Source organism: Sphingomonas pseudosanguinis (assembly GCF_052056765.1).
Classification (GTDB): Bacteria; Pseudomonadota; Alphaproteobacteria; order Sphingomonadales; family Sphingomonadaceae; genus Sphingomonas; species Sphingomonas pseudosanguinis.
The window spans coordinates 3,157,221-3,183,494 of sequence record NZ_CP189888.1 but is presented as its reverse complement, the minus strand read 5'-3'; the positions used below and the strand labels follow the sequence as shown (position 1 = coordinate 3,183,494).

The window sequence follows — 26,274 nt, the reverse complement described above, 5'->3', positions numbered from 1 at the left end:
GCCAGAGGAAAGGCCACGCGCCTCACGCCCCCATCGCCTCCGCTGCCAAGGCTTCCGCCTCGATCAACAGATCGTCATCCGCACTCCCCGTTGCGACCTTTTCCCGCCCGATCAGCACCAGCACCGGGACCGCCAGCGGGCTCACCCGCTCCAGATCGACATGCAGCATCGTGCCCCCCGCCCGGTCGAGCAGGTTCGCCAGCCGCCCGACATCGGTCATCCGCGCCCGGGCATCGTCCCACGCCGCCTGGAGCAGCAGATGGCCCGGCTCGTATTTGCGCAGCACGTCGTAGATCAGGTCGGTCGAGAAGGTCACCTGCCGCCCGGTCTTGCGCTTGCCGGGATGCTGGCGGTCGACCAGCCCGCCGATCACCGCGACCTCGCGAAAGGCCCGCTTGAGCAGATGCGATTGCTGCACCCAGTCGACGAACTCGTTTTCGAGGATGTCGGGGGAGAAGAGGCTCGCCGGATCGGTCACCTTCTCCAGCCCGTAACAGGCGAGCGCATAGTCGCTGGCGACGAAGCCCAGCGGCTTCAACCCCTGCGCCTCCATCCGCCGGGTGATCAGCATCCCCAGCGACTGATGCGCATTCCAACCCTCGAAGCTGTAGGCGACCATGTAATGCCGCCCCTCGCGCGGGAAGGTCTCCACCAAAAGCTGGCCGGGGCGGGGGAGGACCGAGCGGCGGTCCTGCATCTCCAGCCAGTCATGCACGTCCGGGGGAAAACGATCCCACTCTTTCCGGTCGGCGAGGAACGCCCGCACTCGGTCGGCGAGGCTGGTCGACAGCGGCATCCGGCTGCCGCCATAGGTCGGGATGCGCGCGGGGCGGGAGGTGGCGCGGACGATCAGATCCTCGCCGTCGATCGATTCCACCTCCAAGCTGAGACCGGCGAAGAAGAAGGTGTCGCCGGGGGCCAGCGTCGCAGCGAATCCTTCCTCGACCCGGCCCAATTGGCGGCCGTTGCGGAAGCGGACCTTCAGCATCGTCGCTTCCACGATGATCCCGGCGTTGAGGCGGTGTTGGGCGACGAATTGCGGATGGGTGACGCGCCATAGGCCATCCGGCTGCTGGACCAGCCGCTTGAACCGGTCATAGGCCTTCAGCGCATAGCCGCCGTCCGCGATGAAGCGCAGCACCCGCTCGAACGTTTCGTCGTCCAGCGCCGAATAAGGCATGGCCGAGCGGATTTCGTCGAGCAGCGCGCCCTGCTCGAACGGCGCGGCGCACGCACAGGCCATGACATGCTGCGCCAGCACGTCGAGCGCGCCGGGGCGAAACAGGTCGGGGTCGAGTTCGCCCGCCTCCACCGCATTGAGCGCGGCGCGGGCTTCCAGATATTCGAAGCGGTTGCCGGGGACCAGGATCGCGCGGCTCGACTCGTCCAGCCGGTGATTGGCGCGGCCGATCCGCTGGAGGAGGCGCGACGAGCCCTTGGGCGCGCCCATCTGGATCACGCAATCGACATCGCCCCAGTCGACGCCGAGGTCCAGGCTGGCGGTCGCGACCAGCGCGCGGAGCTGGCCGTTCGCCATCGCTGCTTCGACCTTCTGCCGCGCCTCCAGCGACAGCGAGCCGTGATGGACGCCGATCGGCAGGCTCTTGTCGTTGGCCTTCCAAAGGTCCTGGAAAATCAGCTCGGCCAGGCTGCGGGTGTTGCAGAAGAGGATGGTGGTCCGGTTCGCCTCGATCACCCGCATTACTTGGCTCGCGGCGTAACGGCCCGAATGGCCCGCCCAGGGGATACGATCCTCCGGCAGCAAGATGGAAATGTCCGGCGGCGCGCCGGGCTCGCCGGTGACGAGGCCGACCGCGTCGATGTCGCCATCGGGTGCGAGCCAGGCGCGATAGCCGTCCGGGTCCGCCACCGTCGCCGACAGCGCCACCCGGCGTATGGCGGGGGCGATCCGTTGGAGCCGCGCCATGCACAGGGACAGGAGGTCGCCGCGCTTGCCGGTGGCGAAGGCGTGGACCTCATCGACCACGATGGTCTTGAGGCTGGCAAACATCGTTTCCGCGTCCGGGTAGCTGAGCAGCAGCGACAGCGATTCCGGCGTGGTCAGCAGGATCTGCGGTGGCTTCACCCGTTGCCGCGCCTTCTTGTCCGACGAGGTGTCGCCGGTGCGCGTCTCGACCCGGATGTCGAGGCCCATCTCCTCGATCGGCGTGACGAGGTTGCGGCGGATATCGACCGCCAGCGCCTTGAGCGGCGAGACGTAGAGCGTGTGCAGCCCCTCGCTTGGGCTTTCGATCAACTCGGTCAGCGTCGGCAAGAACCCCGCCAGCGTCTTGCCCGCACCGGTCGTCGCAACCAGCAGCGCGTGGCGTCCGGCGCGCGCTTCCTCCAGCATCGCCAGCTGGTGGCTACGCGGATGCCAGCCCTTGGCGGCGAACCAGTCGGTCAGGGCGGGGGGAAGGGAACCGGGGAGCATCCCGAAGGATATAGGTATCATGGTCAAGCTCGGCGACTGGATACAGCCCCATAAACACGGGATTTACGTGGCCCCCGCCGATGTGTGGGTCGATCCGTCCGAACCCGAGCCTAAGGCGCTGGTGACGCACGGCCATGCCGACCATGCGCGCGGCGGGCATGGCACCGTCTGGGCAACCCCGGAGACGCTGGCGATCATGGAGGCGCGCTACGGCCCGCAGAACGGTGTCGGCGTCGGCTATGGCGAGACGATCCGGCTGGGCGAGGTGGATGTCAGCTTCGTACCTGCGGGCCATGTGTTGGGATCGGCGCAGATCGTGCTCGATTACCGGAATGAGCGGGTGGTGGTGTCGGGCGATTACAAACGTCGCGCCGACCCGACCTGTACACCGTTCGAGCCGGTGAAATGCGATGTGTTCGTCACCGAGGCGACCTTCGCGCTGCCGGTCTTTCGCCATCCCGAAACGGGCGACGAGATCGACAAGCTAATCGCGCGACTCCACGCCAATCCGACGCGCTGCGTGCTGGTGGGGGCCTATGCGCTGGGCAAGGCGCAGCGGGTGATCGCGGAGTTGCGCGTGCGCGGGCATGAGGCGCCCATCTATCTGCACGGCGCTTTGGCTCGGTTATGCGCGCTCTATCAGGAACTGGGCGTCGATCTGGGCGAGCTTCGCATGGTGGCCGACACGCCCAAGGCCGAGATGGCGGGGCATGTCGTCATGTGCCCGCCCGGAGCCCTCAACGATCGCTGGTCGCGGCGGCTGCCGGAGCCCATCACGGCGATGGCGAGCGGCTGGATGCGGGTCCGCCAGCGTGCGCGGCAGAAGAATGTCGAGCTGCCGCTGATCCTATCCGACCATGCCGATTGGGACGAACTGACCCAGACACTGACCGAAATCGCGCCGCGCGAGGTGTGGGTGACGCATGGGCGCGAAGAGGCGTTGGTCCACTGGTGCGAGACCCGCCAAATGAAGGCGCGGGCCTTGGCGCTGGTCGGGTTTGAGGATGAGGATGATTGAGTCCCTTGGCCTTCGACTTCGCTCAGGCTGAACGGGGGTTTGGGATTGGGTCCTTTGCCAACAGCCGTTCAGGCTGAGCGAAGTCGAAGCCCAAGGGAATCACGCCAAGGCCAAGGGCCGAACCGGCTCCGCCACCTCCGACCCCGGCACCGCGAACACGCCCTTCTTCGCCAGCCGCTCGCCCGGCCGCACCTTGGCCGTCTCCATCGCCAACCACGGCGCCAGCAGCAAGCCCAGCGTCACCGGCGACAGCCACGCCCCCAGCATCGGGTTCAGGAACGACACGAAGACCAACGCGGCCCCCACCCCCAGATGCCAGTAATAGCGCGGCATCGCGTCCGCCGCCGCCAAGCCGTCGCGCACCCGGCTTTGCGGGTTCCAGCCCGAGGGCTTGCCGCGCACGATGTTGATCAGATCGATCGTCTGAGTGAGCGCGATGACGGGCGCGGTCAGGATCGACAGCGGCACGTCGAGCGCGACCGAGGCCAGGATGCCCTTCGCCCCGCCATAGCTCGCCCGCCGTTCGGCATCCGCCATCGCCCATATGATGCTCAACACCTTCGGCCCGAACAGCAGGACCAGCGTCACGACCAGCACCTGGGTCGAGGTGACCGCGCGCACCGTCGCGGCATCGTCGGACAGGCTTTGCGCGATCGAGGTCGCAATCAGGATCAGCCAGGCGGGCGACATCAGATAGGCCGAGGCGCCGATCAGCAACTGCAACCGGCTGATCCAGTGGAACCCGCTCGCCCCCAGCAGCTTCAGATGCTGGATGTTGCCCTGTGCCCAGCGCCGGTCGCGCACCGCCTGGTCGATCAGGGTCGGCGGAAACTCCTCGAAACTGTCCTCGACCATCAGCATGTGCAGCCGCCAGCCGCGCCGGCGGAGCAGCGCCGCCTCGACCATGTCATGGCTCATGATCGTGCCGCCAAAGGGCGGCCGGCCGGGCAGGTCGGGCAGGCCGCAACTCTCGGCGAAGGCGCGGATGCGGATCAGCGCGTTATGACCCCAGAAGGTCGATTCGGACCCCGACCACCAGACGAGGCCAGCGGTCGAGATCGGCCCGTAGAAGCGGCTCGCGAACTGCATCCAGCGCTGGAAGAAGGTCGTCGCGCCGATGATCATCGGCACGGTCTGCAACAGCGCGATCGACGGGCGCTGCTCCATCACCTGCGCCATGCCGACGATGGTGTCGCCGCCCATCAGGCTGTCGGCGTCGAGCATCAGCATGAAGTCGTACCCGCCGCCATGGTTGCGAATCCATTCGGCGACATTGCCGGGCTTGCGCCCGATATTCTCGGTCCGGCGACGATAATAGAGCGGCACCCGCAGGCGCGGTGCCCAGCATTGCCAGGCGGCACGCTCCTCGTCCTCCGCCGCCTCGCCCGAGTCGGACAGGACGAAAAAGGCGAAGCGGTCGGCCGCGCCCGCGCGGTCGATCATGACCGCCATGCGCGCGATCCGGTCGAAGACCGCGTCGACATCCTCATTGTGCACCGGCACCAGCACGGCGGTGCGCGCGGTCGGCGGCGCGGCGTTCTTGGGGGCGGCGGTGATGCCCGGATGCGCGCGCGAGATCAGCAGGATGAAGCCGATCGCCGCTGTCACGAAGCCGAACGAAATCCAGGCGAACAGCGGAAAGAACAGCAGCAGCAACAGCCCGTCGAGCAGGCTGAACCCGTCGCTGAGCAACGCCTCCTTCACCGAGGCGGAGGCGGCGGTGGCCAGCAACCCGGTCAGCAGCACCAGCAGCAGGCGGCGCGTCAATATGTCGTCGGGGGACAGGTTGATGCCCGGGCGCGGCTCGGGTGCGTTGTGCGGCGGCGGCGGGCCGTCGAACCGTTGGACCGGCATCGCCAGCGGCACCGGTTCGGGCATCATGACGCGCGACGTGTTCATGGCAGGAAGATCGGCGCCAGCACCGTCTCGGTCAGCGCCTTGGCCCCCCGCTTCAGGAACAGGCGGACATCGGCGGGCCCCTGACCCTCAGGCGCGACATCGGCGGTCACCCGCCAGCGATGGGCCTGCCCGACCACCGGATAGGCGGCCTGGGTCAGCAGCTTGCCCCGCGCGACCGAGATGTCGGCGGCAACGCCGCTCTGCCGGTCGAGCCCCGCCAGCGCCGGGCCGACGAAATCGACGACCAGCTTGCGCGCGCGCGGTGTCGGCTCGGCACCGGGGCGGCCGGCGGCGCCGGTCCACTGGTCGACCGCATGCGCCACGGCGGGCGCCACCGTCGGATCGGTCGAACCCCAGCTCAGCCGGTAATCGAACTGGCGCTTCTGTCCGGCCTTGGGCGCATCGGCGGGGTTCCAGAAGGCGACGATATTGTCGACCGTCTCCGAATTGGTCGGGAAAGCGTAGAGCATCACCTGGCCCCGGCCCCAATCGCCTTGTGGCTGGACCCACAGATTGGCACGCCGGTCGTAAAATGCACCATCGTCCTGATAATGGTCGAACGCCCGGTCGCGCTGGAGCAGGCCGAAGCCGCGTGGATTGGTGTCGGCAAAGCTGTCGAGGGTGGCGCGGGGCGGATTGACCAGCGGCCGCCACAGCCGCTCGCCCGCGCCGGTCAATAGCGCGAGGCCGTCCGAATCGTGAATCTCGGGCCGCCAGTCGCTGCCGGCGGCGCGATTGCCCTCGCCATACCAGAACATGCTGGTCGCGGGCGCGATGCCCAGCCGCTCGACGTCGCGGCGGAAGAACAGGACGGCGGACACGCGCTGTTCGACGCCGTTCGCGCCCTTGGCCGACTCGATCTGATAGGCACCGGTGACGCTCGGCCCGTCGAGCAGGGCATGGACGGTATAGGCCTGCGCCCCCGTCCGCTCGATCCAGAAATCGGTGAAGGCGGGGAATTCCTCGCGCCCGTCGATGCCGGTGTCGATCGCGATCCCCCGCGCCGACAGGCCGTACTGGTCCTGCGCGCCGGCGGTGCGGAAATAGGAGGCGCCCTGGAACGCCAGCCAGTCGCTCTTGCCGTCCGCCGTCATCGCGCGGAAGCCGGCGATGCCGAGCGGCGGCGCGTGACCGGCCTCGGCGGTGAACAGGTCGGCCGAGAAGGGGACGGTGCGTGCGGTGCCGCCCTCGACGATATGGATGCCGACCGGGTTGGGGGCATAGCGACCGAGCGGAAAGAGCCGGATACCGCCCGCCAGCGTCTTGTCGTCGCGGTAGCGGATGGTGCCGACGGCGTCATAATCGATCGCGGCGGCCGCATCGACCTTGGCCTGTGGGGTATAAGGCTGGCGGGCCAGCTGTTCGGCCCGGCTCTGGAGCATCGCCCAGGAAAAGGGCTGCGCCTTGCCCAGCGGCGCGGCACTCTGCGCGGCGAGGCGGGTGGCCATCGCCGGCGTCAGTCCCAAAATGGCGAAGGCGGCGACCAGCTCGCGGCGATTAGCCTGCATCATCGGCTCCCTGAAGCGTCATTCGTCACGTCCGATAGTTCGCTGGGCGCAACGATCCATTGGTGCAACGCAACATGCGATGATCGGTTGCCTGGGGCTGCCCACCCGACCTCCCATCCCAAAATAGCATCCTAAATACGGTATAATATATTTGACATGGACGTGATCTTAGGTCAGCCTTTGGTCCTATAAGATCAAAGAGGGGGGTCATACGTGACCGGAAATTACAAGAAGCTGGCCTGTTCGGCCGGCGCCATTGCGATTGCGCTGCTCTCGGTGTCGACGGCGCAAGCCCAGCAACAGACGACCACGTCCGATGCCGCGACGGTATCCAGCGATGGGTCGGCAGGGCAGGACGGCGAGGCGATCGTCGTCACCGGCACCCGCCTGCAACGGCCCAACCTGACCAGCAACAGCCCGCTGACCGTCGTCGATGCGACCGAAATCCGCTATCAGGGCGCGGTCCAGGTCGAGAATGTGCTCAACCGCCTGCCGCAGGTGACGCCGGACGCCAATGAGAATGGCTCGAACGGTTCGGACGGCACCGCGCGCGTCAACCTGCGCAACCTGGGCAGCAACCGCAACCTGGTGCTGATCAACGGCCAGCGCATGCTGCCGGTTCAGGCCAACGACCTGAACTTCGTGCCGACCGCGCTGATCAAGCGCGTCGACGTGGTGACCGGCGGCGCCTCGGCGGTCTACGGCTCGGACGCGATTTCGGGCGTGGTCAACTTCATCCTGCGCGACGATCTGAACGGCGTGCGCGCGGATGTGCAGTATGGCTTTGCCCAGCACCAGAACGACAACGACTTCGCGCGCGGCATCCAGCGTCAGGCCAATTACCGCCTGGCCCAGCCGATGATCCTCGACGGGCAGAAGCTGGACGTCAATTTGGCCTTCGGCACCAACTTCCCCGACGGGCGCGGCAATGTGACCGCCTATTTCGGCTATCGCGACACCAAGCCGGTGCTGCAGGGCAATCGCGACGTCTCGTCCTGCGCCTTCGATCCGGCGGGGGCGGGCAATTCGACGCTGACCTGCGGCGGATCGAGCAACAACCAGTACGGCCTGTTCGACCCGATCACCGGTCCCAGCGCCGATGCGGGCCGCTTCAACAACACCCGCGACGGCAACCGGACCTGGGTCCCCTATGATTCCAGCTTCCGCTACAATTATGCGCCGCTGAACTATTTCCAGCGCAACGACACGCGCTACACCGCTGGTGCCTTCGCCAAGTACGAGGTCACGCCCGCGATCGAGGCCTATGGCAGCGTGATGTTCATGGACGACCGCACCAATTCGCAGGTCGCCCCCTCCGCGCTGTTCCAGGGCTTCACCTACACGGTCAATTGCGACAATCCGTTCCTGAGCGCGCAGCAGGGGCAGATCCTGTGCGGCAACGCCTATGGCACCAACGCCTCGCAACAGGCCTATATCGGCTATCGCCCGGTCGCCGGGAACGCGCGACCGCGTCGCGACGATCTGCGCCATACCGACTACCGCTTCTCGGGCGGCGTGCGCGGCCAGATCGCCGAGGGCATCCGCTATGACGCCAACGCGCTGTTCTCGACGGTGTTGTTCAACGAGACCTATTCGAACGACATCGATCCCACCCGTGCCAATCGCGCGATCCAGGTGGTCAACCGCAACGGGACGCCCACCTGCAAATCGGTGATCGACGGCACCGACCCGAACTGCATTCCGCTCGACATCTTCCGTTTCAACGGCATCTCGGATGCGGCCTTCGGCTATATCTATGCGCCGACCTCGACCCGCGGCATCGACAAGGAAACCGTGCTCAGCGGCAATATCAGCGCGGACCTGGGCACGTACGGCGTCAAGTCGCCCTGGTCGGACGACGGCATCGGCCTCGTCCTGGGCGTCGAGCATCGTTACGAGAGCCTGGAGTTCAAGGCCGACGCGCTCGCCCTGCAAAAGGGGACGAAGGAAACCGAGGGCCGGTTCGACGTGAACGAGGTCTTCGCCGAAATCGAAGTGCCGCTGATCCAGAACAAGCCGTTCTTCAAGGACCTGTCGCTCAACGCCGGCTATCGCGGATCGGACTATAGCAACCTGTCCAAGATCGTCTCGACCTACAAGGCCGAGCTGTCCTGGGCGCCGAGCAGCGACATCCGCCTGCGCGGCAGCTATAACCGCGCGATCCGCGCCGCCAACGTGTCCGAGCTGTTCGGGCCGCAGGTCAACGGCAATGTCAGCGCGCAGGACCCCTGCGCCACCGCGACGCCGACCGCGACCTTCGCCCAGTGCGCACGCACCGGCGTGACCCAGGCGCAATATGGCCGCATCACCGACTGCCCGGCGGAAACCTGCACCGCGCAGTTCGGCGGCAACCCGGCGCTGCGCCCCGAAACCGCCGACACCTACACGGCGGGCATCGTCTTCACGCCCAGCTTCCTGCGTCGCCTGACCTTCTCGGTCGACTATTACGACATCCGCGTGCGCGACTATATCGGCTCGATCTCGGTCAACCAGACGATCAGCCAGTGCATCCAGACCGGCAACCCGTTCTTCTGCCGGCTGTTCAACCGCGATCCGCGCGGCGGCATCATCTTCGGCGATCAGGGCTATATCGTCTCGACGACGCAGAATACCGGCTCGCTGCGCACCTCGGGCGTCGATTTCGGGCTCAGCTACCTCCAGCCGCTGGGCGGCGCCGGTTCGCTGGGCGTCGATTTCCAGGGCAACTGGAACCGCAAGCTGGTCAACGAGCCGGTGCCGGGTCTCGGCTCCTATGACTGTGTCGGTTTCTTCGGTCCCGTATGCGGCCAGCCGACGCCCGAATGGCGGCACCAGGCGCGCTTCACCTGGACCGATGCGGCCAAGGTCGGCTCGCTGTCGCTCAACTGGCGCTATATCGGTGCGACGAACCTGACCAGCAACTCGTCCGATCCGAACCTGTCGGGCACGCCGTCGGCGTTCAACAGCCGGATCAAGGCGTATAATTACTTCGACCTCGCCGGCACCGCCAAGGTCCAGGACGGCATCGTCTTCCGCGCGGGCGTCAACAACCTGTTCGACAAGGACCCGCCGATCATCGCCCAGGGCCTGCTGACCTCGTTCGGCAACGGCAATACCTATCCGGGCCTGTACGATGCGGTCGGCCGGACCATCTTCATCGGCCTGACCGCCGAGTTCTGATGCCGGATGGGGGCGGCGCCCGTCGCCCCCGTTCGACGAGTTGGCGTGCGCATCTAAACCCCAGACTGCCCCGTTCGGCCCGAAGGCCGGGCGGGGTTCTTTTTGCGCATGTGCTGGCCCACCCCTCCGTTCACGCTGAGCGAAGTCGAAGCGAACGGGGCACCCTTGGCGATCGCAGGGCGTGGGCTTCGACTTCGGCGCTATGTGCCGAAGTTTATCCTGAGCGGCTGGCTTGCCAGCCAGCCGAAGGGCTCAGCCTGAACGGACGTAGGAGCGGTAGGGGAGGGGGCCTTAGACCGGGATGACATTGTCTGGAATCAACGCGAGCCCCTCCCCTGAAGGGGGGGTGGGTTCACTTCATGTCATCCTGCTTTAAACCTCGGCGAGCAGTTTCTGCGCTTCGGCCCCGGCCCAGTCGAAGCCGCCGGTGACGCGCCAGATTTCCTTGCCGGTCGCGTCGTACAGGATCGTGGTCGGCAGGTTGGCACGGTAATGGGTGCTCAGCCCCAGCTTGGGGTCGAGATAGACGGGCAGCGCGTCGAGCTTGCGACCCGCCAGAAACGGCGTGACCTTGGCCGCGCCGTCCAGGTCCTGGCTGACCGCGATCACCGCGACCTTGCCCTTCAGCCGTTCGGCCGTGGCCGCGAGCGTCGGCATCTCGGCGACGCACGGCCCGCACCAGGTCGCCCAGAGATTGACCAGCACCGGCTTGCCCCGGAAATCGGCCAGCGTCGCCGGTTTGCCGTCCAGCGTGGTGAAGCCCAGCGTCGGGGCGGCCTTGCCCTTATGGGCACGGTCGACCGCGCCGGCGGGCTTGGGTGCTTCGGGCGCGGGCGCGGCGGTGACTTCGCCGTCGGTCACTTCGCCGCTCGAAACTTCGCCGCTGGCGGTGTTGGCGGCTTGCTCCGGGGCGGGGCTTTGCTTATCGCACCCGGCGACCATCAGCCCCAGGAGACAGGCGATCACGGTACGCGACGACATGGGCGGCTCCAACGCAATGTGGGGCGGGCGCTTCGCAGAAGGTCCCGCCGCGGTGATGCGCGAGATAAACGCGTCCATCCCCTTCGACAAGCGACTGTGGAAACAGGACATCGCCGGGTCGAAAGCGCATGTCGCCATGCTGGGCAAACAGGGCATCGTCTCGACCGAGGATGCCGCGACGATCGCCGCCGGGCTGGACAAGGTCGCCGAGGATTATGCCGCGAACGGCGTGTCCGAGGACCTGACCCTCGAAGACATCCATATGCAGACCGAGGCGAAGCTCAGCCAGCTGATCGGCCCGGTCGCCGGACGCCTGCACACCGCGCGGTCGCGCAACGACCAAGTGGCGACCGATTTCCGCCTGTGGGTGCGCGATGCGATCGACGAGACGCTGACCGCGCTCGGCGCCCTGCGCGAGGCGCTGCTGACCCGTGCGGAAGAGCATGCCGACAGCGTGATGCCGGGCTTCACCCATCTGCAATCCGCGCAGCCGGTAACGCTGGGCCATCATCTGATGGCTTATCATGAGATGATCGTGCGCGACGCCAGCCGCTTTGCCGATGCGCGCGCGCGGATGAACCAGTGTCCGCTCGGCTCGGCGGCGCTGGCGGGGACGGGTTTCCCGGTTGACCGGCATATGACGGCCGCCGCGCTGGGTTTCGACTCGCCGACGCGCAACTCGCTGGACGCGGTCAGCGACCGCGACTTCGCGATCGACTATCTGCAGGCGGCGACCAACTGCTCGCTGCATCTGTCGCGCCTTGCGGAAGAGTTCGTGCTCTGGGCGTCGCAGCCCTTCGGCTTTGTAGCGCTGTCCGATCAATGGTCGACCGGCAGCTCGATCATGCCGCAGAAGCGCAACCCCGACGCCGCTGAGTTGGTGCGCGGCCATGCCGGGCGGATCATGGGCTGCATGACCAGCCTCATGGTCACGATGAAGGGCCTGCCGCTCGCCTATTCCAAGGACATGCAGGACGACAAGCCGCCGGTGTTCGAGGCGCACGACCTGCTGGCGCTGTCGATCGCGGCGATGACCGGCATGATCCAGAGCGCGACCTTCCGGACGGAGCGGATGCGCGGCGTCGCGGAGGCGGGTTTCTCGACCGCGACCGATCTGGCCGACTGGCTGGTGCGGGTCGGCGGCATCCCCTTCCGCGAGGCGCATCATATCACCGGCCGCGCCGTGAAGCTGGCCGAGGAGAAGGGCGTGATGCTGCACGAGCTGTCGATCGACGACCTGACTGCGATCGACGCGCGGATCGATGACGGCATCTATGACGTGCTGTCGGTCGATGCCTCGGTCGCCAGCCGGGTCAGCTTCGGCGGCACCGCGCCGGCCAATGTCCGCGCCGCCATCGCCACCGCACGGGGCCTGCGGCCATGAAGCGGGCGCTCGTCCTGATGATCGCGCTCGGCCTGTCGGCCTGTGGCGCGGCCAACCGGCTGCAACCGCCCAAGGGCGAGCCGCTGCCGGTCGCGCCGCGTGGTGCCAGCGCCCGTCCGACGGCGCAGCAATTGCTGACGCCCACCCCCCAACAACGCCCGCAACGCTCCGACGAACTGATGACCCAGTCGCAGGAACGGCGTTCGGACGAATTCGATTTGCCCCCCCGCTGATGGACCATTTTCACTTTTCGAACGGCGAACTCCATGTGGAGGATGTGCCCGTATCCAAGATTGCCGCGGACGTCGGTACGCCGGTCTATATCTATTCCGCGTCCACCTTCCGCCGCCATGCGCAGGTGTTCCGCGAAGGCCTGAGCGCCTTGCCGCGCGTGCATCTGGCCTATGCGATCAAGGCGAATCCGAACCTCGCCGTTCTGCGCGTGCTGGCCGACGAAGGGTACGGCGCCGACGTCGTCTCGGTCGGCGAGATGCGCCGCGCGCTGGCGGCGGGGATGAAGGCGGAGGACATCGTCTTCTCCGGCGTCGGCAAGACCCGTGCCGAGCTGGTCGCGGCGCTCGAGGCCGGGATCGGCCAGTTCAATCTGGAACTGGAAGAGGAGGGCGCGGTGCTCGCCGAGCTGGCGCATGCGCGCGGCCTCGTTGCGCCGGCCACGCTGCGCGTGAACCCGGACGTCGATGCCGGCACCCACGCCAAGATCTCGACGGGGCGGAAAGAGAACAAGTTCGGCGTGCCGATCGACCAGGCACTCGGCATGTTCGATCGGCTGGCGGGGCTGCCCGGCATCGACCTGAAGGGCGTCGCCTGCCACATCGGCAGCCAGCTGGGCGATCTCGCGCCGTTGGAAGCCGCCTATAAGCGTGTCGGCGAACTGGTCGCCGAGCTGCGCGGGGCGGGACATCGCATCAGCCGCGTCGATCTGGGTGGTGGCCTGGGCGTGCCGTACAAGCCGGGCGACGTGATGCCCGCGCCGGCCGCCTATGGCGAGATGGTGGCGCGCGTGACCAGGGACTGGGATGTCGAGCTGATGTTCGAGCCCGGCCGGGTGATCGCGGGCAATGCCGGGGTTCTCGCGACCGAGGTCGTCTGGGTGAAGCCCGGCGTCGCCAACCCCTATGTCATCGTCGATGCGGCGATGAACGATCTCGCGCGGCCGGCGCTCTATGACGCCTATCATGATTTCGTCGCGGTGAAGCCGACCGGCGAGACGATGATGGCGAATATTGCGGGGCCGGTGTGCGAGACGGGCGACACCTTCGCCATGAACCGCGAGATCGACGTGGTGCAATCGGGCGACCTCGCCGTGTTCCGCACCGCCGGCGCGTATGGCGCGACCATGGCGTCGACCTATAATAGCCGCCCGCTGGTCCCCGAGGTGATGGTCGAGGGCGACCGCTACGCCGTCGTCGCCGACCGCATCGCCGCCGAGACGATCATCGCCGCCGAGCGCGTGCCGGAGTGGCTGAAGAAGTGATGCCCGCCGCCCCATTCCTCCCCAAGCGATGCTTGGGGAGGGGGACCATTGCGTCAGCCATGGTGGAGGGGCAAGTCGGACCGGTCATGCCCCTCCACCACGCCCTGCGGGCGTGGTCCCCCTCCCCATCGGAGATGGGGAGGAATAGGTGAGTCTTAACAGCCTGCCCCTGTTCGTCCGGCTGGGCGGCCGCCCGGTGATCCTGCTGGGCGAGGGCGAGCCGGCCGAGGCCAAGCGGCGTCTGCTCGACCGCGCCGGGGCGCTGGTCGTGGGGGAGGACGCCGCCGCCACCCTCGCCATCGTCGCGATCGAGGATGAGGACGCGGCGCAAGCCGCCATTGCCCGGCTGAAGGCGCGCGGGATACTGGTCAACGCGGTCGACCGCCCGGCGGCGTGCGACTTCACCCTGCCCGCCATCGTCGAGCGCGGGCCGGTGATCGTCGCGATCGGGACGGGCGGCGTGTCGGCGGGCCTCGCGGCGGCGCTTCGCCAGCGGCTGGAGACGCTGCTGCCCGCCGACCTCGGCGCGCTGGCCGAGGGGCTGTTTGCCGCCCGTTCGGCCTTGCGCGCGCGCTTTCCCGACGGGGCCGAACGGCGGCGCGCGATCGGTGCGGCGCTGTCGCCCGGCGGCGCGCTCGATCCACTTGCGGGCGAGACCGATGTGGAGGGCTGGCTGGCCAGCGCCGACCGACCGGCGGCGCGGCTCGAGGCATTCGTGCTGACCTCGACCGATCCCGACAACCTGACGCTGCGTCAGGCCCGCGCGCTCGCCGCCGCCGACCGGGTCTATCACCGCGCCGACGTACCGTCCGCCATTCTCGACCGCGCGCGTGCCGATGCGGTGCGGATCGAAAGCGCTGCGCTGCCCGCCGATGCGGGCGAGGGGCAGGTCGTCGATCTGTCGATGGCGGCGCGCGCATGACCGGGTTCGCCTATCGCATCGATGAGGGCCGGGCCGAGGCGATCGGCGTGCGCGACGCCGTGTTGGTCAAGGCGCGGCTGGTCTGGGTGCATCTGGAGACCAACAATGCCGATGCGCAGGCCTGGCTGCATGATTCCGCGCATCTGCCCGATTATGTCGTCGACGCGCTGACCGCCGCCGAGACGCGCCCGCGTTGCGAGGCGGTGGGCGAGGGGGCGTTCCTCAACATGCGCGGGCGCAGCAGCCAGCCGCTCGACGGGTCGGACATGCTCGCCTCGGTACGCATCTGGGCGGTCAAGGGCCGTGTCTATTCGGTGACGCGCCGCCCGCTGCTGGCGGTCGATACGGTGCGCCAGGAGGTCGAGAGCGGTACGGTCGCCGATCCGGGCGACCTGATCACCGCCTTCGCCACCGCGATCACCAGCGATCTCGACCCCGATGTCGCCAGCCTGGGCGACGACCTCGACACCTGCGAGGAGCAGCTGGACGAACATCGCGTGTTTCAGCTGCGCCGGACCGTCAGCCGGGTGCGCGTCGCCGCGATCGGCTATCGCCGCTTCCTCAGCCCGCAGCGTGCGGCGTTGGAAAAGCTGGCGGCGCTGCCCGGCGACTGGCTGGCCGATGACGACCGGCTGCATCTGTCCGCCGCCGCCGACCGCGCCGCGCGCATGGCCGAAGAGCTGGAGTCGATTCGCGAGCGCGCTGCGCTGATCCACGAAACGCTCACCGACATGCGCGCCGAGCAGATCGACAATCGCGCGCTGCTGATCTCGATCGTGGCGATGGTGTTCCTGCCGCTGACCTTCATCACTGGGCTGTACGGGATGAACGTCAAGAACCTGCCCTATGCCGACGAACCCTGGGCGTTCGACGCGATCCTGGGCGCCTGCGCGCTGATCGCTGCAGGGATCGTCATCTATTTCGTCCAACGGCACTGGTTCCGGCGATAAGCCGGGGGCGCGGATCCTCAGCCTGGTCCGGCCTGAGCAGGAGGTCGGGGGATGGCGTCGGGCGTACGCTTCGACTTCGCTCAGCGTGAACGGGGGTGGGGTGTTGTTGCGCCGAGGCTCCATTCGACGCGCCTGTCTATTCCCCCCGCACCGTTCAGCCTGAGCGAAGTCGAAGGCCACGGGATGGCGTTTCTTGGCGCGGCGCGGGGCGTGCGCTTCGACTTCGCTCAGCGTGAACGGGGGGTGGGGTATTGTGGCCGGGGCTCGGTTCGATGCGCCGGCCTATCCTCCGCGCCGTTCAGTCTGAGCGAAGTCGAAGGCCACGGGGCGGGGTTTCGTCGCGCAGCGCAGGGCGTGCGCTTCGACTTCGCTCAGCGTGAACGGGGATGGGGTATTGTCAGCCCGAAACTCAGTTCCCGGCCTTGCCCGCGTTCATCTTGCGGACCGTTTCCCAGGCCTCGGCGATCTCGACCATGTTGGCGGCGACCGCGCGGAAGACATTGGCGTCCTGGCCCAGCGAGCCGTCGACGATCTGCTTGCGCGCGCCGGCATAGAGCTTTGCGAAGGTGATCGACATCTCGCCGCCATTGTCGAAGTCGAGGCCGGCTTCCAGCGCGAACAGGATGGCGGTGGCCCGGGTCACGCGCTCGCTCTTGCGCGCGAGCTGGCCATGTTCGGTCGCCCAGGCGGCCGAGCGCAAGGCCGCGATCAGTTCCTCGTAGAGCAGCTGCACCAGCGCGGGGCCGTCGGCCATCGCGGTGCGGCCGACCACGTCGATCTGGCGATAGACGGCGGCGGGATCGGTGAGAAAGGCGGACGCATAGGTCATGTCAGCTGCTCTTCGTCCACATCTTGACCTGCTGGTCCATGAAGCTCTGCACCGATTTATACGCCGAGACGCGGTTGTTCATTGCCGAGAAGCGCGCGGTCAGCGCGTCGCTTGCCCGGTCGCGATTGTCGGACAGCCGGCTTTGCTGGTCCGACAGGTCCTTCTGCGCTTCATTGAGATTGTTATACGACGCGGTCAGGCCATAGACGCTGCTGGTCGCCGACAGCTGGACGCTGTTCATCCGCGCCGACAGGCCGATCAGATTGTCGCCGCTGGCCTGGAACATCTTCTCGACCGAACCCGGAAAGTCCGACAGCGTCTTGGCCAGTCGCGTCTGGTCGATGCTGAGCGTGCCGTCCTTTTCGGTCTTCACGCCCAGATCGGCCAGCGTCTTGGGCCCCAGATCGACATCGTCGCCGGGCACCAGCTTGGTGGTGGTGAGCGTGCGCATCGTCTGCGCCAGCGAGCGTGCGGCGGGGTCGCTGCGCAGATCGCCGGTGATCGGATCGATCGCCTTGTTCAGCGCGCTCATATTGTCGTTGAAGGTCGACACGAAATTGGCGACCACAGTGCTCAGCGCGGCGGTGGGCGCGGTGCCGGTCAGCGACAGCGGCTTGGTCGATACCGCCGACAGGGTCATGGTCACGCCGGGCACCAGATCGTTGACGGTGTTGCTCGCGCGCTCGACGGTGACGCCGTCCATCGTGATGCTGGCATTGGCGGCGCTCGACGAGGTGACGGTGCCGCTCGCGCCGCTGCCGACGTTCAGCCGGGCCAGGCCCGCCGTATCGCCCTCGGTCGCGGTGATGGTGAAGCTGTTGTCCTTGCCGCTGGCACCGGTGAAGGACAGGAAGGCGTTGCCGCTGGCATCGGTGATGACCGACGCCTTGATCCCGGTATTGGCGGCGTTGATCTTGGCGGCGAGCTGATCGGGCGTCGAGTCGTCCGCGCCGAACGACACCGACACCGCGTCCTTCGACCCGACCTTGATCGACAGGCTGCCCGTGCCCAGCGACGCGGTCTTGGAATAGGCGTCCTTGGTCGAGGAGACCTGCGCGCTGGCCAGCGCATTGATGCTGATCGACTTGGACATGCCCGCCAGCTTGGCACCGGCGGCCGTCGTCACGCTCAGCGTCGAGGGATCGGAGCTGGTCGCCTGGGTCGCGAGCGTGCCGCCGCTGGCCAGCGAGGCGAGCGCCGCGGAGAAGTCGGTGATCGCGCTCTTGATCGACGACACGACCGAAATCTGCGCGGTCAGCGTGTCCGCCTTCGCCTTCAGCGCGGCGGTCTTGGCGGCGAACTGCGCCTCGATCAGCGAGGGGACGACGGTGGAGAGGTCGATGCCCGAGCCCGTTTGGAGCGAGTTGAACAGCTGCTGCGCGGCGGTCTTGGTCGCGGCCTGCGTGCCGCTGCCCGTCTTCGAGGTCGACGTGCTGCTCGTCGGCGTCGGTGTCGGGGACGATGTGCTCGAGGAAACGGTGGTCATCGACGATACTCCGGCGCGCGCTTGTCTTGCTTAACGGCCGTACGGCGCCGGACTTTAGGGGTTCGGGCACCGGCGATCATGGCTGTGCGACGCCGTTTTCGTCGAAGCGTGCGGTCGTCGGCACCTCGACCGGCGGCTGCGCGGTGCCGCCCGCGCCGGCATTGAGGCCGAAGACGAAGGCGAGGACGACGGCGATCGCCTGATACAGGTCGGCGCGCACCTCCTGGCCCTCGCGGCTGGTATAATAGAGCGCGCGGGCGAGCTGCGGATATTCCAGGATCGGCGTGGCGAATTCGCCGGCCAGCTCGCGAATGGCCAGCGCGGTCGCGCCGCGCCCCTTGGCGACGACCACCGGCACCTCGTCGCGCCCGCGATCATAGCGCAGCGCGACCGCGAAATGGGTCGGGTTGGTCAGGATGACATGCGCCTCCTGCACCGCCGCGCGCACCGCGCGGTGCGACATCTCGCGCTGCTTGGCGCGGATATGCGCCTTGGCCTCGGGATTGCCTTCGCTTTCCTTGTGCTCGTCCTTGACCTCCTGCTTGGTCATCTTCAGCTTGGACATCAACTGGACGATCTGGATCGGCACGTCGAACCCGGCGATCAGCACCAGGCCGAAGCCCATCACCAGCAGGATGGTGATGAAGGTGCCGCCCAGATAGCCGATCGCGCCGTTCAGGTCCGACTGCGCCAGCCCCAGCGTGGCGTGTGACGACGACCACAGCAGATAGCCGCCGATCGCGCCGAGCAGCACGACCTTCAGCAGCGACTTGCCCAGCTCGGTCCAGCCCTGCATCCCGAAGATGCGCTTCAGGCCCGAGGCGGGGTTCAGCTTGGACGGTTTGGGTGCCACCGCCTTGGGGTTGAACTGCAGCGAGCCGAGACCCGCCTGCGACGCGATGGTCGCGACGATGGTAACCGCGAACAATGAGGCGAGCGAGGGGATGACCTTCCACCCCGCCTCCAGGAGCGGGCGGAACGGCTCGAAATCCTCGACATCGGCATGGGTGAACTGGAAGCTGGTCGCCATCACCGCCTTGCACGCGCCGAGCAGGGTGGGGCCGGCGAACATCAGCCAGGCGATACCCGCCATCATCACCAGCGCCGCCGCCAAATCCTTGCTGCGCAGGATCTGCCCATCCTCGCGCGCTTTGTCGCGGCGCTTTTGGGTTGGGGCTTCTGTTTTCTCGCCGCCCTCCGACATCAGCCCATCACCAGATTTTCGGTGGCGGACAGCGCCTCGCGGATGATCACCAGCATGTAATCACCCATGGCGGGGAAGGCGACGGCGATGGTGATAACACCGATCGCCAGCGCGGCGGGCATGCCCACCGAGAAGAGGTTGAGCGAGGGCGCGGCGCGGCTCATCATCCCCATAACGAGGTTCAGGCTGAGCAGCAGGAAACCGACCGGCAGCGCGAGCAGCAGCCCGGCGAGAAAGGCATAGCTGCCGAACAGCGCGATCGCGCGGAACTGCGCCGGGGCCATCCAGGCCTGACCGGGCGGCAGCGCCTCATAGCTTTTGACGATCGTGTCGACCAGGATCAGATGCCCGTCGACCGACAGGAACAACAGCGTCAGCATGACGGTGAAGAACTGGCCCAGCGCCTGGGTCGAGCGGCCGTTGAGCGGATCGATCGTCGTGGCGAAGCTCAGCCCCATCGACCCGCCGATCAGCTCGCTGGCGACGAGCGGCGCGGTGAAGGCGACCTGCAGGATCAGGCCGAGCGCCAGGCCGACGATCGCCTCGGCCGCGACCGACATGATGGTGGGCAGCGAGAAGATGACCGGCGGCGGCACGACCGGATGGACCGAGTTGACCAGGAAGGCGATGGCGCCCGCCAGGCTGACGCGCACGGGCAGGGGGATCGCCACCGCGCCGAACACGGGCGCGGTGATGAACGCCGCCCCGATCCGGATCATGATGAACAGGATCGCCCAGGCCTGTGGCTCGATCGAAAGGCCGAAGCCGAGCATGGTTACTGCACCCGGACCGTCACTTGACCAGATCCGGGATGCGCTCGAACATGCTGACCATGAAGTCGCTGAGCAGTCCGACGATCAGGCCGCCGAAGATCAGGATCGAGACGGCGACGACGATCAGCTTCGGCACGAAGGACAGGGTCTGTTCGTTGATCGAGGTCGCGGCCTGGATCATGCCGATGAGCAGGCCCGAGACCAGCACGGGCAACAGGATCGGCGTGGCGGCGAGCGCCAGCACCCACATGCTCTGATTGGCCAGCGTCAGGAAATATTGGGCGTCCATGATGCTCGTGTGCTTCCCGGGGAGAGGGTTTCCCTTGGCGTTCGACTTCGGCGCAAAGCGCCGAAGTTTATCCTGAGCGGCTGGCTTGCCAGCCAGCCGAAGGGCTCAGGCTGAACGGGGTTATGGTCGAGATTGGTTAACGAAGGCCTGCTTCACCGACTATTTGCATGAGAGGAAGGTCGCTCCCCACGCCTCCCTCGCCCCTCATGGAGGGGAGAGGGTTGCGCAGACTTGGTCTTTGCCAAAGCAAAGGCCTAGTCGGAGCTGGGTGAGGGGTGGGCGCTCGAAGAGCGCGCGAGCCGCAGGCTCGCTCGACCCCTCACCCAAGCTGCGCTAGCCAGCACGCTGGCAAGCTCCGCTAACCCTCTCCCCTGTCCAGGGGAGAGGGGAAAAGCAGGTAAAACTATCCTCAGGTCGCGAAACTGTTCGCCAGGCTGCCCATGGTCAGCGCCCATCCGTCGACCAGCACGAACAGCAGCAGCTTGAACGGTAGGGATATGATCGAGGGCGACAGCATCATCATGCCCAGCGCCATCAGCACGGTGGCGACCACCAGATCGATGACGATGAAGGGCAGGAAGATCAGGAAGCCGATCTGGAATGCGGTCTTCAGTTCCGAGGTGACGAAGGCGGGCAGCAGCACCGAATAGGGAATGTCGTTGGGGCTGGCATAGGGGCCGGACTTGGCCATCTGCGCGAACATCGTCACGTCCTTCACCCGCGTCTGCTTGGCCATGAAGGCGTGGAGCGGCGCGCCGGCGGCCTTGATCATCTCGGTGCCCGGCAGGCGACCCTCGGCATAGGGCTGGATGGCGTTGGCATTCATCTGGCTGATCGTCGGCGACATGATGAAGAAGGACAGGAACATGGCCAGCCCGATCAGCACCTGGTTGGGCGGGGTCTGTTGCAGGCCCAGCGCCTGGCGCAGGATGGCCAGCACGATGACGATCCGGGTGAAGCTGGTCATCATCAGGACGATGCCCGGCAGGATCGTCAGCAGGCCCATGATGATCAGGACCTGGAGCGACAGGCTCAGCGAGCCGCTGCTGCCATTGCCGCCGCCCCCCAGCTGGCCGATCGCGCGGTCGACCGCGTCGCCGACACCGGGGGCCGGCGCGGCCGCCGGTGCGGCGGCGGGCGCGGCTTGGGCGAAGGCCGGCATCGCGATGATGAAGGCAAGGATGAGCGCCAGGATGATCCACAGCGGCTTCAGGCTGCGCTTGGGCGCGGCGTCCTGGCGCGGGCGGATCAGCGCGGGGCCGGTGCCCCGGCGGGTGACCGAGATGCTCACAGCTCACCCTGGGGCGGCTTGGGTGCGAAGCGCGACACGAAGTCGGTGCGGCGCGGCGGCACCGGGGGGACCGGCGCGGCGGGAACGGGCGCGCCGGCCTTGCCCTCGACCTTGTCGACCAGCTGGACGCCGCTGCGTCCGACTGAGACGAGCAGGTTGCGCCCCTCGAACTCGATGACCGCCAGGCGCAGGCCGGGCGAGATCATCATCGTCTCGCGCACATGGATCAGCTTGGTGGCGGGGCGACCCGGCATCCGGGTCTCCAGCCGCCGCCACAGATACAGGCACCCGATCATCAGACCGCAGATCAGCGGCAGCAGGATGACCAGCTTCAGGACATAGGACCAGAGCATGGCGTGGATCAGCCGCGCTTGTCGGGATTGACCAGCTCGGTCACGCGCACACCGAAGCGGTCGCCGACCGTCACCACCTCACCGCGCCCGATCAGCGTGCCGTTGACCAGCACGTCGAGCAGCTCGTTGGCCTGACGGTCCAGTTCGATCACGCTCGATTCGGACAGCGCCAGCAGCTCGCGCAGCGACAGCTGGGTCGAACCGATCTCGACGGTCAGCTTGACGTCGACGTCCTGGAGCAGCCGGAAATTGGCCGCGACCGAGGTGTCGACCGGAAATCCGCCGGCCATATCGTTCATTCTACGGGTCCTTCGTGGAAACTCTGCGCCAGGCCTTCGGCCGAACGGGCGAGCGAGGTGAGCTGGACGGCGGCGCGGCCATTGGCGGTGCCGACCGTGCCCATGCCGAGCAGATCGCCGCCGACCATCACCGGCACTTCCGGCCCGAAGCTGATCGGGATCACGTCGCCGGTCTTCAGCTCCATCAGGCGGCTGAGCGAGACGACGGGTTCGGCCAGCACCGAGCGGACCGGGAAGCGCACCGTCATCACCGCGCGGGTCAGGTCGCCGCGCCAGGTGGGATCGGCCTCGGCCTGCTTGTCGACGACCTTGCCGGTCAGCGCCGAGCCATGCGGCTTCAAGGCGGCGACCGGATAGAGGATGTCGAGCATGGTCGGGCGGCGATCCTGCCCGGCGATGCCGAAGCGGGTGACGATCATCGCGTCCTCGCCGTCGATCCGGGCGAGCATCGCGGGCGAGCTTTCGGGCGCGCCGGGCTGGAACTCGATCCGGGCCAGCGATTCCCAGGCCTGGCGCAGCGGCGTGGCCATCATGTCGCCCAGCTGGGTGATCATGGCATCGACGGCGGGCGAGAATTCGGTGGGCAGCGTATCGGGCGCGCGGCCCGCACCGCCAAAGAACAGGTCGATCAGCGACAGCATGAAGCCGCCCTCGACCACGCACAGCGCCTGCGCATCGGCCTGGATCGCCGGGCCACCGACCGACGTCATCGTCATCGGCAGCCAGGCGCTCAGGCCATCGCCGCGCTCGGCCCGGTAATCGGCGAAGCGCTGGACCACCAGAGGCTCGGCCCAGCAGCGCAGTTCCTCACGAAGAAGCGATTCGAACAGCCCGCGCAACGACCGCGCGAGACGCGCGGACAGATGCTGCATCGTGTGCAGGTCGCCGAACGGATTGAGCTTGGTCGTACCCAGCACGCCGTGATCGGCGGTCTGGGGACGATGACGCTCGCGTTCGTCGATCCGGGCTGTGGCGTTAACCATGCCTCACTGAACAACGAAATTGGTAAAGTAGACGTTAGCGATACCCCCGAATCCCTCTTTTTGACGCAGAATCTCGTTGATCGCGTTCACCAGCTTGCGTTGCAGATCGCGCTTGCCCTCGCTGCTGAACACCTGTTCCTCATTGGCGTCGCCCAGCGTCATCAGGATCGACGAGCGCACCGCCAGGTCGTTGGTCTTCAGATTGTTGATGACCGTGTCGTCATAGGGGGTAGAGACCGCCAGGCCGACCTGGATGACATGCACCGAGTCGCGCAGGTTCGAGGTGAAGTCCTTGGGCATCTCGTAATAATTGGAGGCATAGCGTTCGCCGCCATCGCCGATGGGGGTGGGCATGCCGACATTCTTCTTGGCCTCGCCACCCTCTTCGCCGTGACCGCCGCCTTCGCCGCCGCCGCCATGGCCGCCTTCGCCCTCGCCCTCGCCGCCCTCGCCGGCGCGCTTCTGTTCGGATTTGGGCACCAGCTTGGGGCCGGCATGCTCGGCTTCGGCCTCATGGCCCTTGTCATGGCCACCGCCCCCGATCAGCCCCGAATTGGCCGCGTACAGCCCGGCGCCGACGCCGCCGCCCAGCAGGACGAGCACGCCGACCACCATCGCCAGGATCTTGACCAGCTTGCCCTTTTTCTTGGGCGCCTTTTCGTCCTTCTCGTCGCTCATCTCTCAATCCTCACGCAATTCGGGTGGTGGCGCCGGCCGGCTGGTCGCCGGTTTCGGTGCCGGAGGGCGTGCCCGCGAAGGCGGGGCGCGCCGGAATGACGGGTTCGGGCTGGCGCTGCGGCGCCTGGCGCTCGCCACCGCCCGACTGGCCGAGATCGACCGCGGTCTGGCCCAGCCGCATGCCCTTGTCCTCGGCGAGCTGCGCCAGCGTCGGCCGCGCCTCGGCGAGCAGGGTCGCGGTCTGCGCCTGTTCGGCGGTGAAGTGGATATGAGTCGCGCCGTCCTCGCGTCGAATCGCGACCGCGATTCCGCCCAGCGCGTCGGGCGAGAGCTGGATACGCGAATCAGCGGTCGCGGCATCCTCGCGCATCCGGTCGATGCGTTCGATCATCGCCTGCGGCCAATGCGCCTGCGTCATGTCGAGCGGCGCGCGGTCCGGTCCGGCGGGCGCGGCGACCGGGGCCATCACCGGTGACGCGACCAGCCCGGCGGCATCGATCGTCGCGGGGCCGGTCGTCTTGGTGCGATCGCGCAAGGGTTCGCCCTCCTCCTGCTGGCCCGCGCGCATCAGCCCTGCGAACAGCTGCATCGCCGGCGCGGTCTGGCCCGGCTGGATGGTCAGCGCCGGTGCGTTGACGGGAAGCGGCGTGGCGACCGGCGTGGCGGCGATGCTGAACCGGGCCGGCAGGTCGGCGCGGAGCACGGGCCGGGGCTGGGTCTGGTCGGGCATGGCGGTCGGAGCCGCCGGGGCCGGCATCGGCTCGGTCACCCGCACCGGCCTATCGGCGCTGCGGTCGATTGGCGGCGCTACCGAAACGCGGCCGACATTCTCCGCCGGGGGTCGGGCATCCGGCAAGGGCGGCGCGCGGCCATCGTCATGCGGCGCGCCGGGCGTCGCGGGGGCGGACGCTATCGGAGCGGGCGCTTCGAGCGGATGGGACGTTGCCGCGTCGATCCTCGGCAGGGCCACCGGCGAGGCGATGTCTGTTCGGAGAGGGGATGCGCTATTGTCGGCGGCACCCGGGCGAGCGGACTTCGCCGCGATGCGAGTCGGCGACGAGAGCGGCGTCGCGTCGACCGCCTCCATTCCGGCGGGCAGGGCGATGCCGTCACCCAGTTCCGAACGTAGGGGAGCGGTACGGACGCCCGGCATGGACGGCGCGGTTTCGATCACGGAGTCGGGCCGTGCCTTGGCATCCGGCGACGCGGCGGTCAGCGCAGGGCCGGTATCGGACGCGATCCCGATATGAGAGGACGATCCGGCAGCGAGCTGGGCCAAACCTGAGTCCGGACGTACGGCCGGGACGTCATCGAATGTCCCGGCGTTCACCGGCGGCAGGTCCGTCGTCGCCGCGACCAGGCTGGCGGACGATTTGACGGGATCGGTCGCGCCACGGACACCCACATCGACCGACGGCAGGCCAGGCATCGCCGCGATCAGGCTGGGGGGCGGCTTGGTGGGATCGGTCGCGCCACGCACGCCCCTATCGACCGGCGGCAGGCCGGGCATCGCGGCGAGCAGGCTGGCGATCGGCGCGGGCGAGTCGGTGCTGGCGCGCAGTGTCGTGGTCGCCGCCGGGGGCGTGTCCACGACCGGCGGCAGCGCGAAGGGCATGAGCGGCATCGACGGCAAGAGGATGGCGTCGCTCGGCAAGTCCTTGCCGTCGTCTTCGGCCGTGCTGCCGTCCTTCCCGGCGTCGCCATCGCCCTTCGCCTTGGCCTCACCGGTTGCTGGGGCGGGCGCGTCGGCTATGCCGGGCATCAACGCGAAGAGCATCGCGAAGGCGGAAGTCATCGCGTCCCCGCCGCCGGGCGTCGCCGGCGATCCGGGGAAACCAGCGCCGCCGGGCGCGATCATAGAGGAGAGCGAGGAGATCATGACAGCTCTGTCAGCAAGGATCGTGCCGATTACGGCGACCGCCGCTGGCCGGCATATCCTCCAGCGCGCGCATCTCGGCACGGATCGCGGCGACGCGGGCGCGGTCGATCAGCTTTTCGACCGCGGTCTGGTCGCGCTTGGCGGCCTTGGTCTGCTCGCCGGCATGGGCGGCGCGCTGTTCGGCGACCTCGACACGGCGCGTCGCGGCATCGGCCGACTCGATCAGCCGGTGGCGGAAATGCGCGCTCGCCATCAGCGATGCGGCCGAGGCCGAGGGCGTCGGGGTGGGCGATACCGCCTGGATCAGCTGGCCGATGCGGTGCGACAATTGCTGCTCGGTCGCGACGCGCTCCTGCGCGCGCGCTTCCTCCGCCATCGTCAGGTTGAGTTGCAGGGTGCGGACCCGGTGGAGCCGGGTCAGCATCTTGTCGTGTCGCGATGCCATGAATGTCCCCCTGAA

General features: G+C 67.7%; 23 protein-coding genes. 7 read left to right on the top strand and 16 right to left on the bottom strand.

What is annotated here, in order from left to right; genetic code table 11:
- Positions 1–22 precede the first annotated feature (22 nt).
- Positions 23–2,434, bottom strand: coding sequence for a ligase-associated DNA damage response DEXH box helicase (locus ACQHGV_RS14555; RefSeq protein ID WP_440978724.1), 2,412 nt, complete (start codon positions 2,432–2,434; stop codon positions 23–25).
- 19 nt (positions 2,435–2,453) lie between these two features.
- On the opposite strand from ACQHGV_RS14555, the gene ACQHGV_RS14550 reads away from it, so the two are divergent.
- On the top strand, positions 2,454–3,452 hold the full coding sequence (locus tag ACQHGV_RS14550) for a ligase-associated DNA damage response exonuclease (RefSeq protein WP_440978723.1): 999 nt from the start codon (positions 2,454–2,456) through the stop codon (positions 3,450–3,452).
- Positions 3,453–3,551: 99 nt separating this feature from the next.
- Here ACQHGV_RS14550 and mdoH read toward each other — a convergent pair whose 3' ends face one another.
- Both mdoH and ACQHGV_RS14540 read right to left on the bottom strand, forming a co-directional pair.
- Positions 3,552–5,351 (bottom strand): glucans biosynthesis glucosyltransferase MdoH, encoded by a 1,800-nt coding sequence (gene mdoH / locus ACQHGV_RS14545; protein WP_440978722.1) that lies wholly within the window; start codon positions 5,349–5,351, stop codon positions 3,552–3,554.
- Positions 5,348–6,862 carry a glucan biosynthesis protein gene (locus ACQHGV_RS14540; RefSeq protein WP_440978721.1) on the bottom strand — a complete coding sequence of 505 codons (1,515 nt, stop codon included), beginning with the start codon at positions 6,860–6,862 and terminating at the stop codon, positions 5,348–5,350. The genes mdoH and ACQHGV_RS14540 overlap by 4 nt, the downstream gene beginning before the upstream one ends.
- Positions 6,863–7,072: 210 nt before the next feature.
- Between ACQHGV_RS14540 and ACQHGV_RS14535 the strand changes: the two genes are divergently transcribed.
- Entirely contained in the window at positions 7,073–10,018 is a 2,946-nt protein-coding gene (locus ACQHGV_RS14535) for a TonB-dependent receptor domain-containing protein (protein ID WP_440978720.1), read from the top strand.
- A gap of 372 nt (positions 10,019–10,390) precedes the next feature.
- Here ACQHGV_RS14535 and ACQHGV_RS14530 read toward each other — a convergent pair whose 3' ends face one another.
- A complete protein-coding gene (locus tag ACQHGV_RS14530; RefSeq protein ID WP_440978719.1) occupies positions 10,391–10,999 on the bottom strand; it encodes a TlpA family protein disulfide reductase in 609 nt (202 codons plus the stop codon).
- A gap of 16 nt (positions 11,000–11,015) precedes the next feature.
- On the opposite strand from ACQHGV_RS14530, the gene argH reads away from it, so the two are divergent.
- The 5 genes from argH to ACQHGV_RS14505 all read left to right on the top strand — a co-directional run bounded on the left by argH (position 11,016) and on the right by ACQHGV_RS14505 (position 15,750).
- On the top strand, positions 11,016–12,383 hold the full coding sequence (gene argH, locus ACQHGV_RS14525) for an argininosuccinate lyase (protein ID WP_440980217.1): 1,368 nt from the start codon (positions 11,016–11,018) through the stop codon (positions 12,381–12,383).
- Positions 12,380–12,616 carry a hypothetical protein gene (locus ACQHGV_RS14520; protein ID WP_409789662.1) on the top strand — a complete coding sequence of 79 codons (237 nt, stop codon included), beginning with the start codon at positions 12,380–12,382 and terminating at the stop codon, positions 12,614–12,616. The genes argH and ACQHGV_RS14520 overlap by 4 nt, the downstream gene beginning before the upstream one ends.
- Positions 12,616–13,878 carry a diaminopimelate decarboxylase gene (gene lysA, locus ACQHGV_RS14515; RefSeq protein ID WP_440978718.1) on the top strand — a complete coding sequence of 421 codons (1,263 nt, stop codon included), beginning with the start codon at positions 12,616–12,618 and terminating at the stop codon, positions 13,876–13,878. Before ACQHGV_RS14520 ends, lysA begins: the two co-directional genes overlap by 1 nt.
- A 148-nt stretch (positions 13,879–14,026) precedes the next feature.
- On the top strand, positions 14,027–14,800 hold the full coding sequence (locus tag ACQHGV_RS14510; RefSeq protein WP_440978717.1) for a precorrin-2 dehydrogenase/sirohydrochlorin ferrochelatase family protein: 774 nt from the start codon (positions 14,027–14,029) through the stop codon (positions 14,798–14,800).
- Complete coding sequence (locus ACQHGV_RS14505) at positions 14,797–15,750, top strand: zinc transporter ZntB (protein WP_440978716.1); 954 nt, start codon at positions 14,797–14,799, stop codon at positions 15,748–15,750. Before ACQHGV_RS14510 ends, ACQHGV_RS14505 begins: the two co-directional genes overlap by 4 nt.
- A gap of 409 nt (positions 15,751–16,159) precedes the next feature.
- Here the strand turns inward: ACQHGV_RS14505 and ACQHGV_RS14500 are convergent, their stop codons facing one another.
- The 12 genes from ACQHGV_RS14500 to ACQHGV_RS14445 form a co-directional block, all read right to left on the bottom strand.
- Positions 16,160–16,579, bottom strand: a complete 420-nt coding sequence (locus tag ACQHGV_RS14500) for a flagellar export chaperone FliS (protein ID WP_183949691.1) — start codon at positions 16,577–16,579, stop codon at positions 16,160–16,162.
- 1 nt (position 16,580) lies between these two features.
- Complete coding sequence (fliD, locus tag ACQHGV_RS14495; protein ID WP_440978715.1) at positions 16,581–18,065, bottom strand: flagellar filament capping protein FliD; 1,485 nt, start codon at positions 18,063–18,065, stop codon at positions 16,581–16,583.
- Positions 18,066–18,141: 76 nt separating this feature from the next.
- Positions 18,142–19,269 carry an EscU/YscU/HrcU family type III secretion system export apparatus switch protein gene (locus tag ACQHGV_RS14490; RefSeq protein ID WP_409789675.1) on the bottom strand — a complete coding sequence of 376 codons (1,128 nt, stop codon included), beginning with the start codon at positions 19,267–19,269 and terminating at the stop codon, positions 18,142–18,144.
- Entirely contained in the window at positions 19,269–20,042 is a 774-nt protein-coding gene (fliR, locus tag ACQHGV_RS14485; protein WP_183949698.1) for a flagellar biosynthetic protein FliR, read from the bottom strand. Before fliR ends, ACQHGV_RS14490 begins: the two co-directional genes overlap by 1 nt.
- 19 nt (positions 20,043–20,061) lie before the next feature.
- Positions 20,062–20,331 (bottom strand): flagellar biosynthesis protein FliQ, encoded by a 270-nt coding sequence (gene fliQ / locus ACQHGV_RS14480; protein ID WP_440978714.1) that lies wholly within the window; start codon positions 20,329–20,331, stop codon positions 20,062–20,064.
- A gap of 409 nt (positions 20,332–20,740) precedes the next feature.
- Positions 20,741–21,622, bottom strand: coding sequence for a flagellar type III secretion system pore protein FliP (gene fliP / locus ACQHGV_RS14475; protein WP_338110535.1), 882 nt, complete (start codon positions 21,620–21,622; stop codon positions 20,741–20,743).
- The gene (locus ACQHGV_RS14470; RefSeq protein WP_183949700.1) at positions 21,619–21,975 is read right to left on the bottom strand and encodes a flagellar biosynthetic protein FliO; all 357 of its coding nucleotides are present in this window, start codon (positions 21,973–21,975) and stop codon (positions 21,619–21,621) included. The genes fliP and ACQHGV_RS14470 overlap by 4 nt, the downstream gene beginning before the upstream one ends.
- A gap of 8 nt (positions 21,976–21,983) precedes the next feature.
- Positions 21,984–22,274: a flagellar motor switch protein FliN gene (gene fliN / locus ACQHGV_RS14465; protein WP_440978713.1), complete on the bottom strand. Its 291-nt coding sequence runs from the start codon at positions 22,272–22,274 to the stop codon at positions 21,984–21,986.
- Positions 22,271–23,257 (bottom strand): flagellar motor switch protein FliM, encoded by a 987-nt coding sequence (locus ACQHGV_RS14460; protein ID WP_440978712.1) that lies wholly within the window; start codon positions 23,255–23,257, stop codon positions 22,271–22,273. Before ACQHGV_RS14460 ends, fliN begins: the two co-directional genes overlap by 4 nt.
- Before the next feature lie 3 nt (positions 23,258–23,260).
- Positions 23,261–23,935 carry a flagellar basal body-associated FliL family protein gene (locus ACQHGV_RS14455; protein WP_409789684.1) on the bottom strand — a complete coding sequence of 225 codons (675 nt, stop codon included), beginning with the start codon at positions 23,933–23,935 and terminating at the stop codon, positions 23,261–23,263.
- 10 nt (positions 23,936–23,945) lie between these two features.
- Complete coding sequence (locus tag ACQHGV_RS14450) at positions 23,946–25,730, bottom strand: flagellar hook-length control protein FliK (RefSeq protein ID WP_440978711.1); 1,785 nt, start codon at positions 25,728–25,730, stop codon at positions 23,946–23,948.
- A gap of 94 nt (positions 25,731–25,824) precedes the next feature.
- Positions 25,825–26,259 carry a hypothetical protein gene (locus ACQHGV_RS14445; protein ID WP_183949706.1) on the bottom strand — a complete coding sequence of 145 codons (435 nt, stop codon included), beginning with the start codon at positions 26,257–26,259 and terminating at the stop codon, positions 25,825–25,827.
- Positions 26,260–26,274 lie beyond the last annotated feature (15 nt).

Coding starts and splice junctions, on each gene's coding strand:
- ACQHGV_RS14555 (WP_440978724.1), bottom strand. CDS start 2,434: ATGCTCCCCGGTTCCCTTCCCCCCGCCCTGACCGACTGGTTCGCCGCC.
- ACQHGV_RS14550 (WP_440978723.1), top strand. CDS start 2,454: ATGGTCAAGCTCGGCGACTGGATACAGCCCCATAAACACGGGATTTAC.
- mdoH (WP_440978722.1), bottom strand. CDS start 5,351: ATGAACACGTCGCGCGTCATGATGCCCGAACCGGTGCCGCTGGCGATG.
- ACQHGV_RS14540 (WP_440978721.1), bottom strand. CDS start 6,862: ATGATGCAGGCTAATCGCCGCGAGCTGGTCGCCGCCTTCGCCATTTTG.
- ACQHGV_RS14530 (WP_440978719.1), bottom strand. CDS start 10,999: ATGTCGTCGCGTACCGTGATCGCCTGTCTCCTGGGGCTGATGGTCGCC.
- argH (WP_440980217.1), top strand. CDS start 11,016: ATGTGGGGCGGGCGCTTCGCAGAAGGTCCCGCCGCGGTGATGCGCGAG.
- ACQHGV_RS14520 (WP_409789662.1), top strand. CDS start 12,380: ATGAAGCGGGCGCTCGTCCTGATGATCGCGCTCGGCCTGTCGGCCTGT.
- lysA (WP_440978718.1), top strand. CDS start 12,616: ATGGACCATTTTCACTTTTCGAACGGCGAACTCCATGTGGAGGATGTG.
- ACQHGV_RS14505 (WP_440978716.1), top strand. CDS start 14,797: ATGACCGGGTTCGCCTATCGCATCGATGAGGGCCGGGCCGAGGCGATC.
- ACQHGV_RS14500 (WP_183949691.1), bottom strand. CDS start 16,579: ATGACCTATGCGTCCGCCTTTCTCACCGATCCCGCCGCCGTCTATCGC.
- fliD (WP_440978715.1), bottom strand. CDS start 18,065: ATGACCACCGTTTCCTCGAGCACATCGTCCCCGACACCGACGCCGACG.
- ACQHGV_RS14490 (WP_409789675.1), bottom strand. CDS start 19,269: ATGTCGGAGGGCGGCGAGAAAACAGAAGCCCCAACCCAAAAGCGCCGC.
- fliR (WP_183949698.1), bottom strand. CDS start 20,042: ATGCTCGGCTTCGGCCTTTCGATCGAGCCACAGGCCTGGGCGATCCTG.
- fliQ (WP_440978714.1), bottom strand. CDS start 20,331: ATGGACGCCCAATATTTCCTGACGCTGGCCAATCAGAGCATGTGGGTG.
- ACQHGV_RS14470 (WP_183949700.1), bottom strand. CDS start 21,975: ATGCTCTGGTCCTATGTCCTGAAGCTGGTCATCCTGCTGCCGCTGATC.
- fliN (WP_440978713.1), bottom strand. CDS start 22,274: ATGAACGATATGGCCGGCGGATTTCCGGTCGACACCTCGGTCGCGGCC.
- ACQHGV_RS14460 (WP_440978712.1), bottom strand. CDS start 23,257: ATGGTTAACGCCACAGCCCGGATCGACGAACGCGAGCGTCATCGTCCC.
- ACQHGV_RS14455 (WP_409789684.1), bottom strand. CDS start 23,935: ATGAGCGACGAGAAGGACGAAAAGGCGCCCAAGAAAAAGGGCAAGCTG.
- ACQHGV_RS14450 (WP_440978711.1), bottom strand. CDS start 25,730: ATGACTTCCGCCTTCGCGATGCTCTTCGCGTTGATGCCCGGCATAGCC.
- ACQHGV_RS14445 (WP_183949706.1), bottom strand. CDS start 26,259: ATGGCATCGCGACACGACAAGATGCTGACCCGGCTCCACCGGGTCCGC.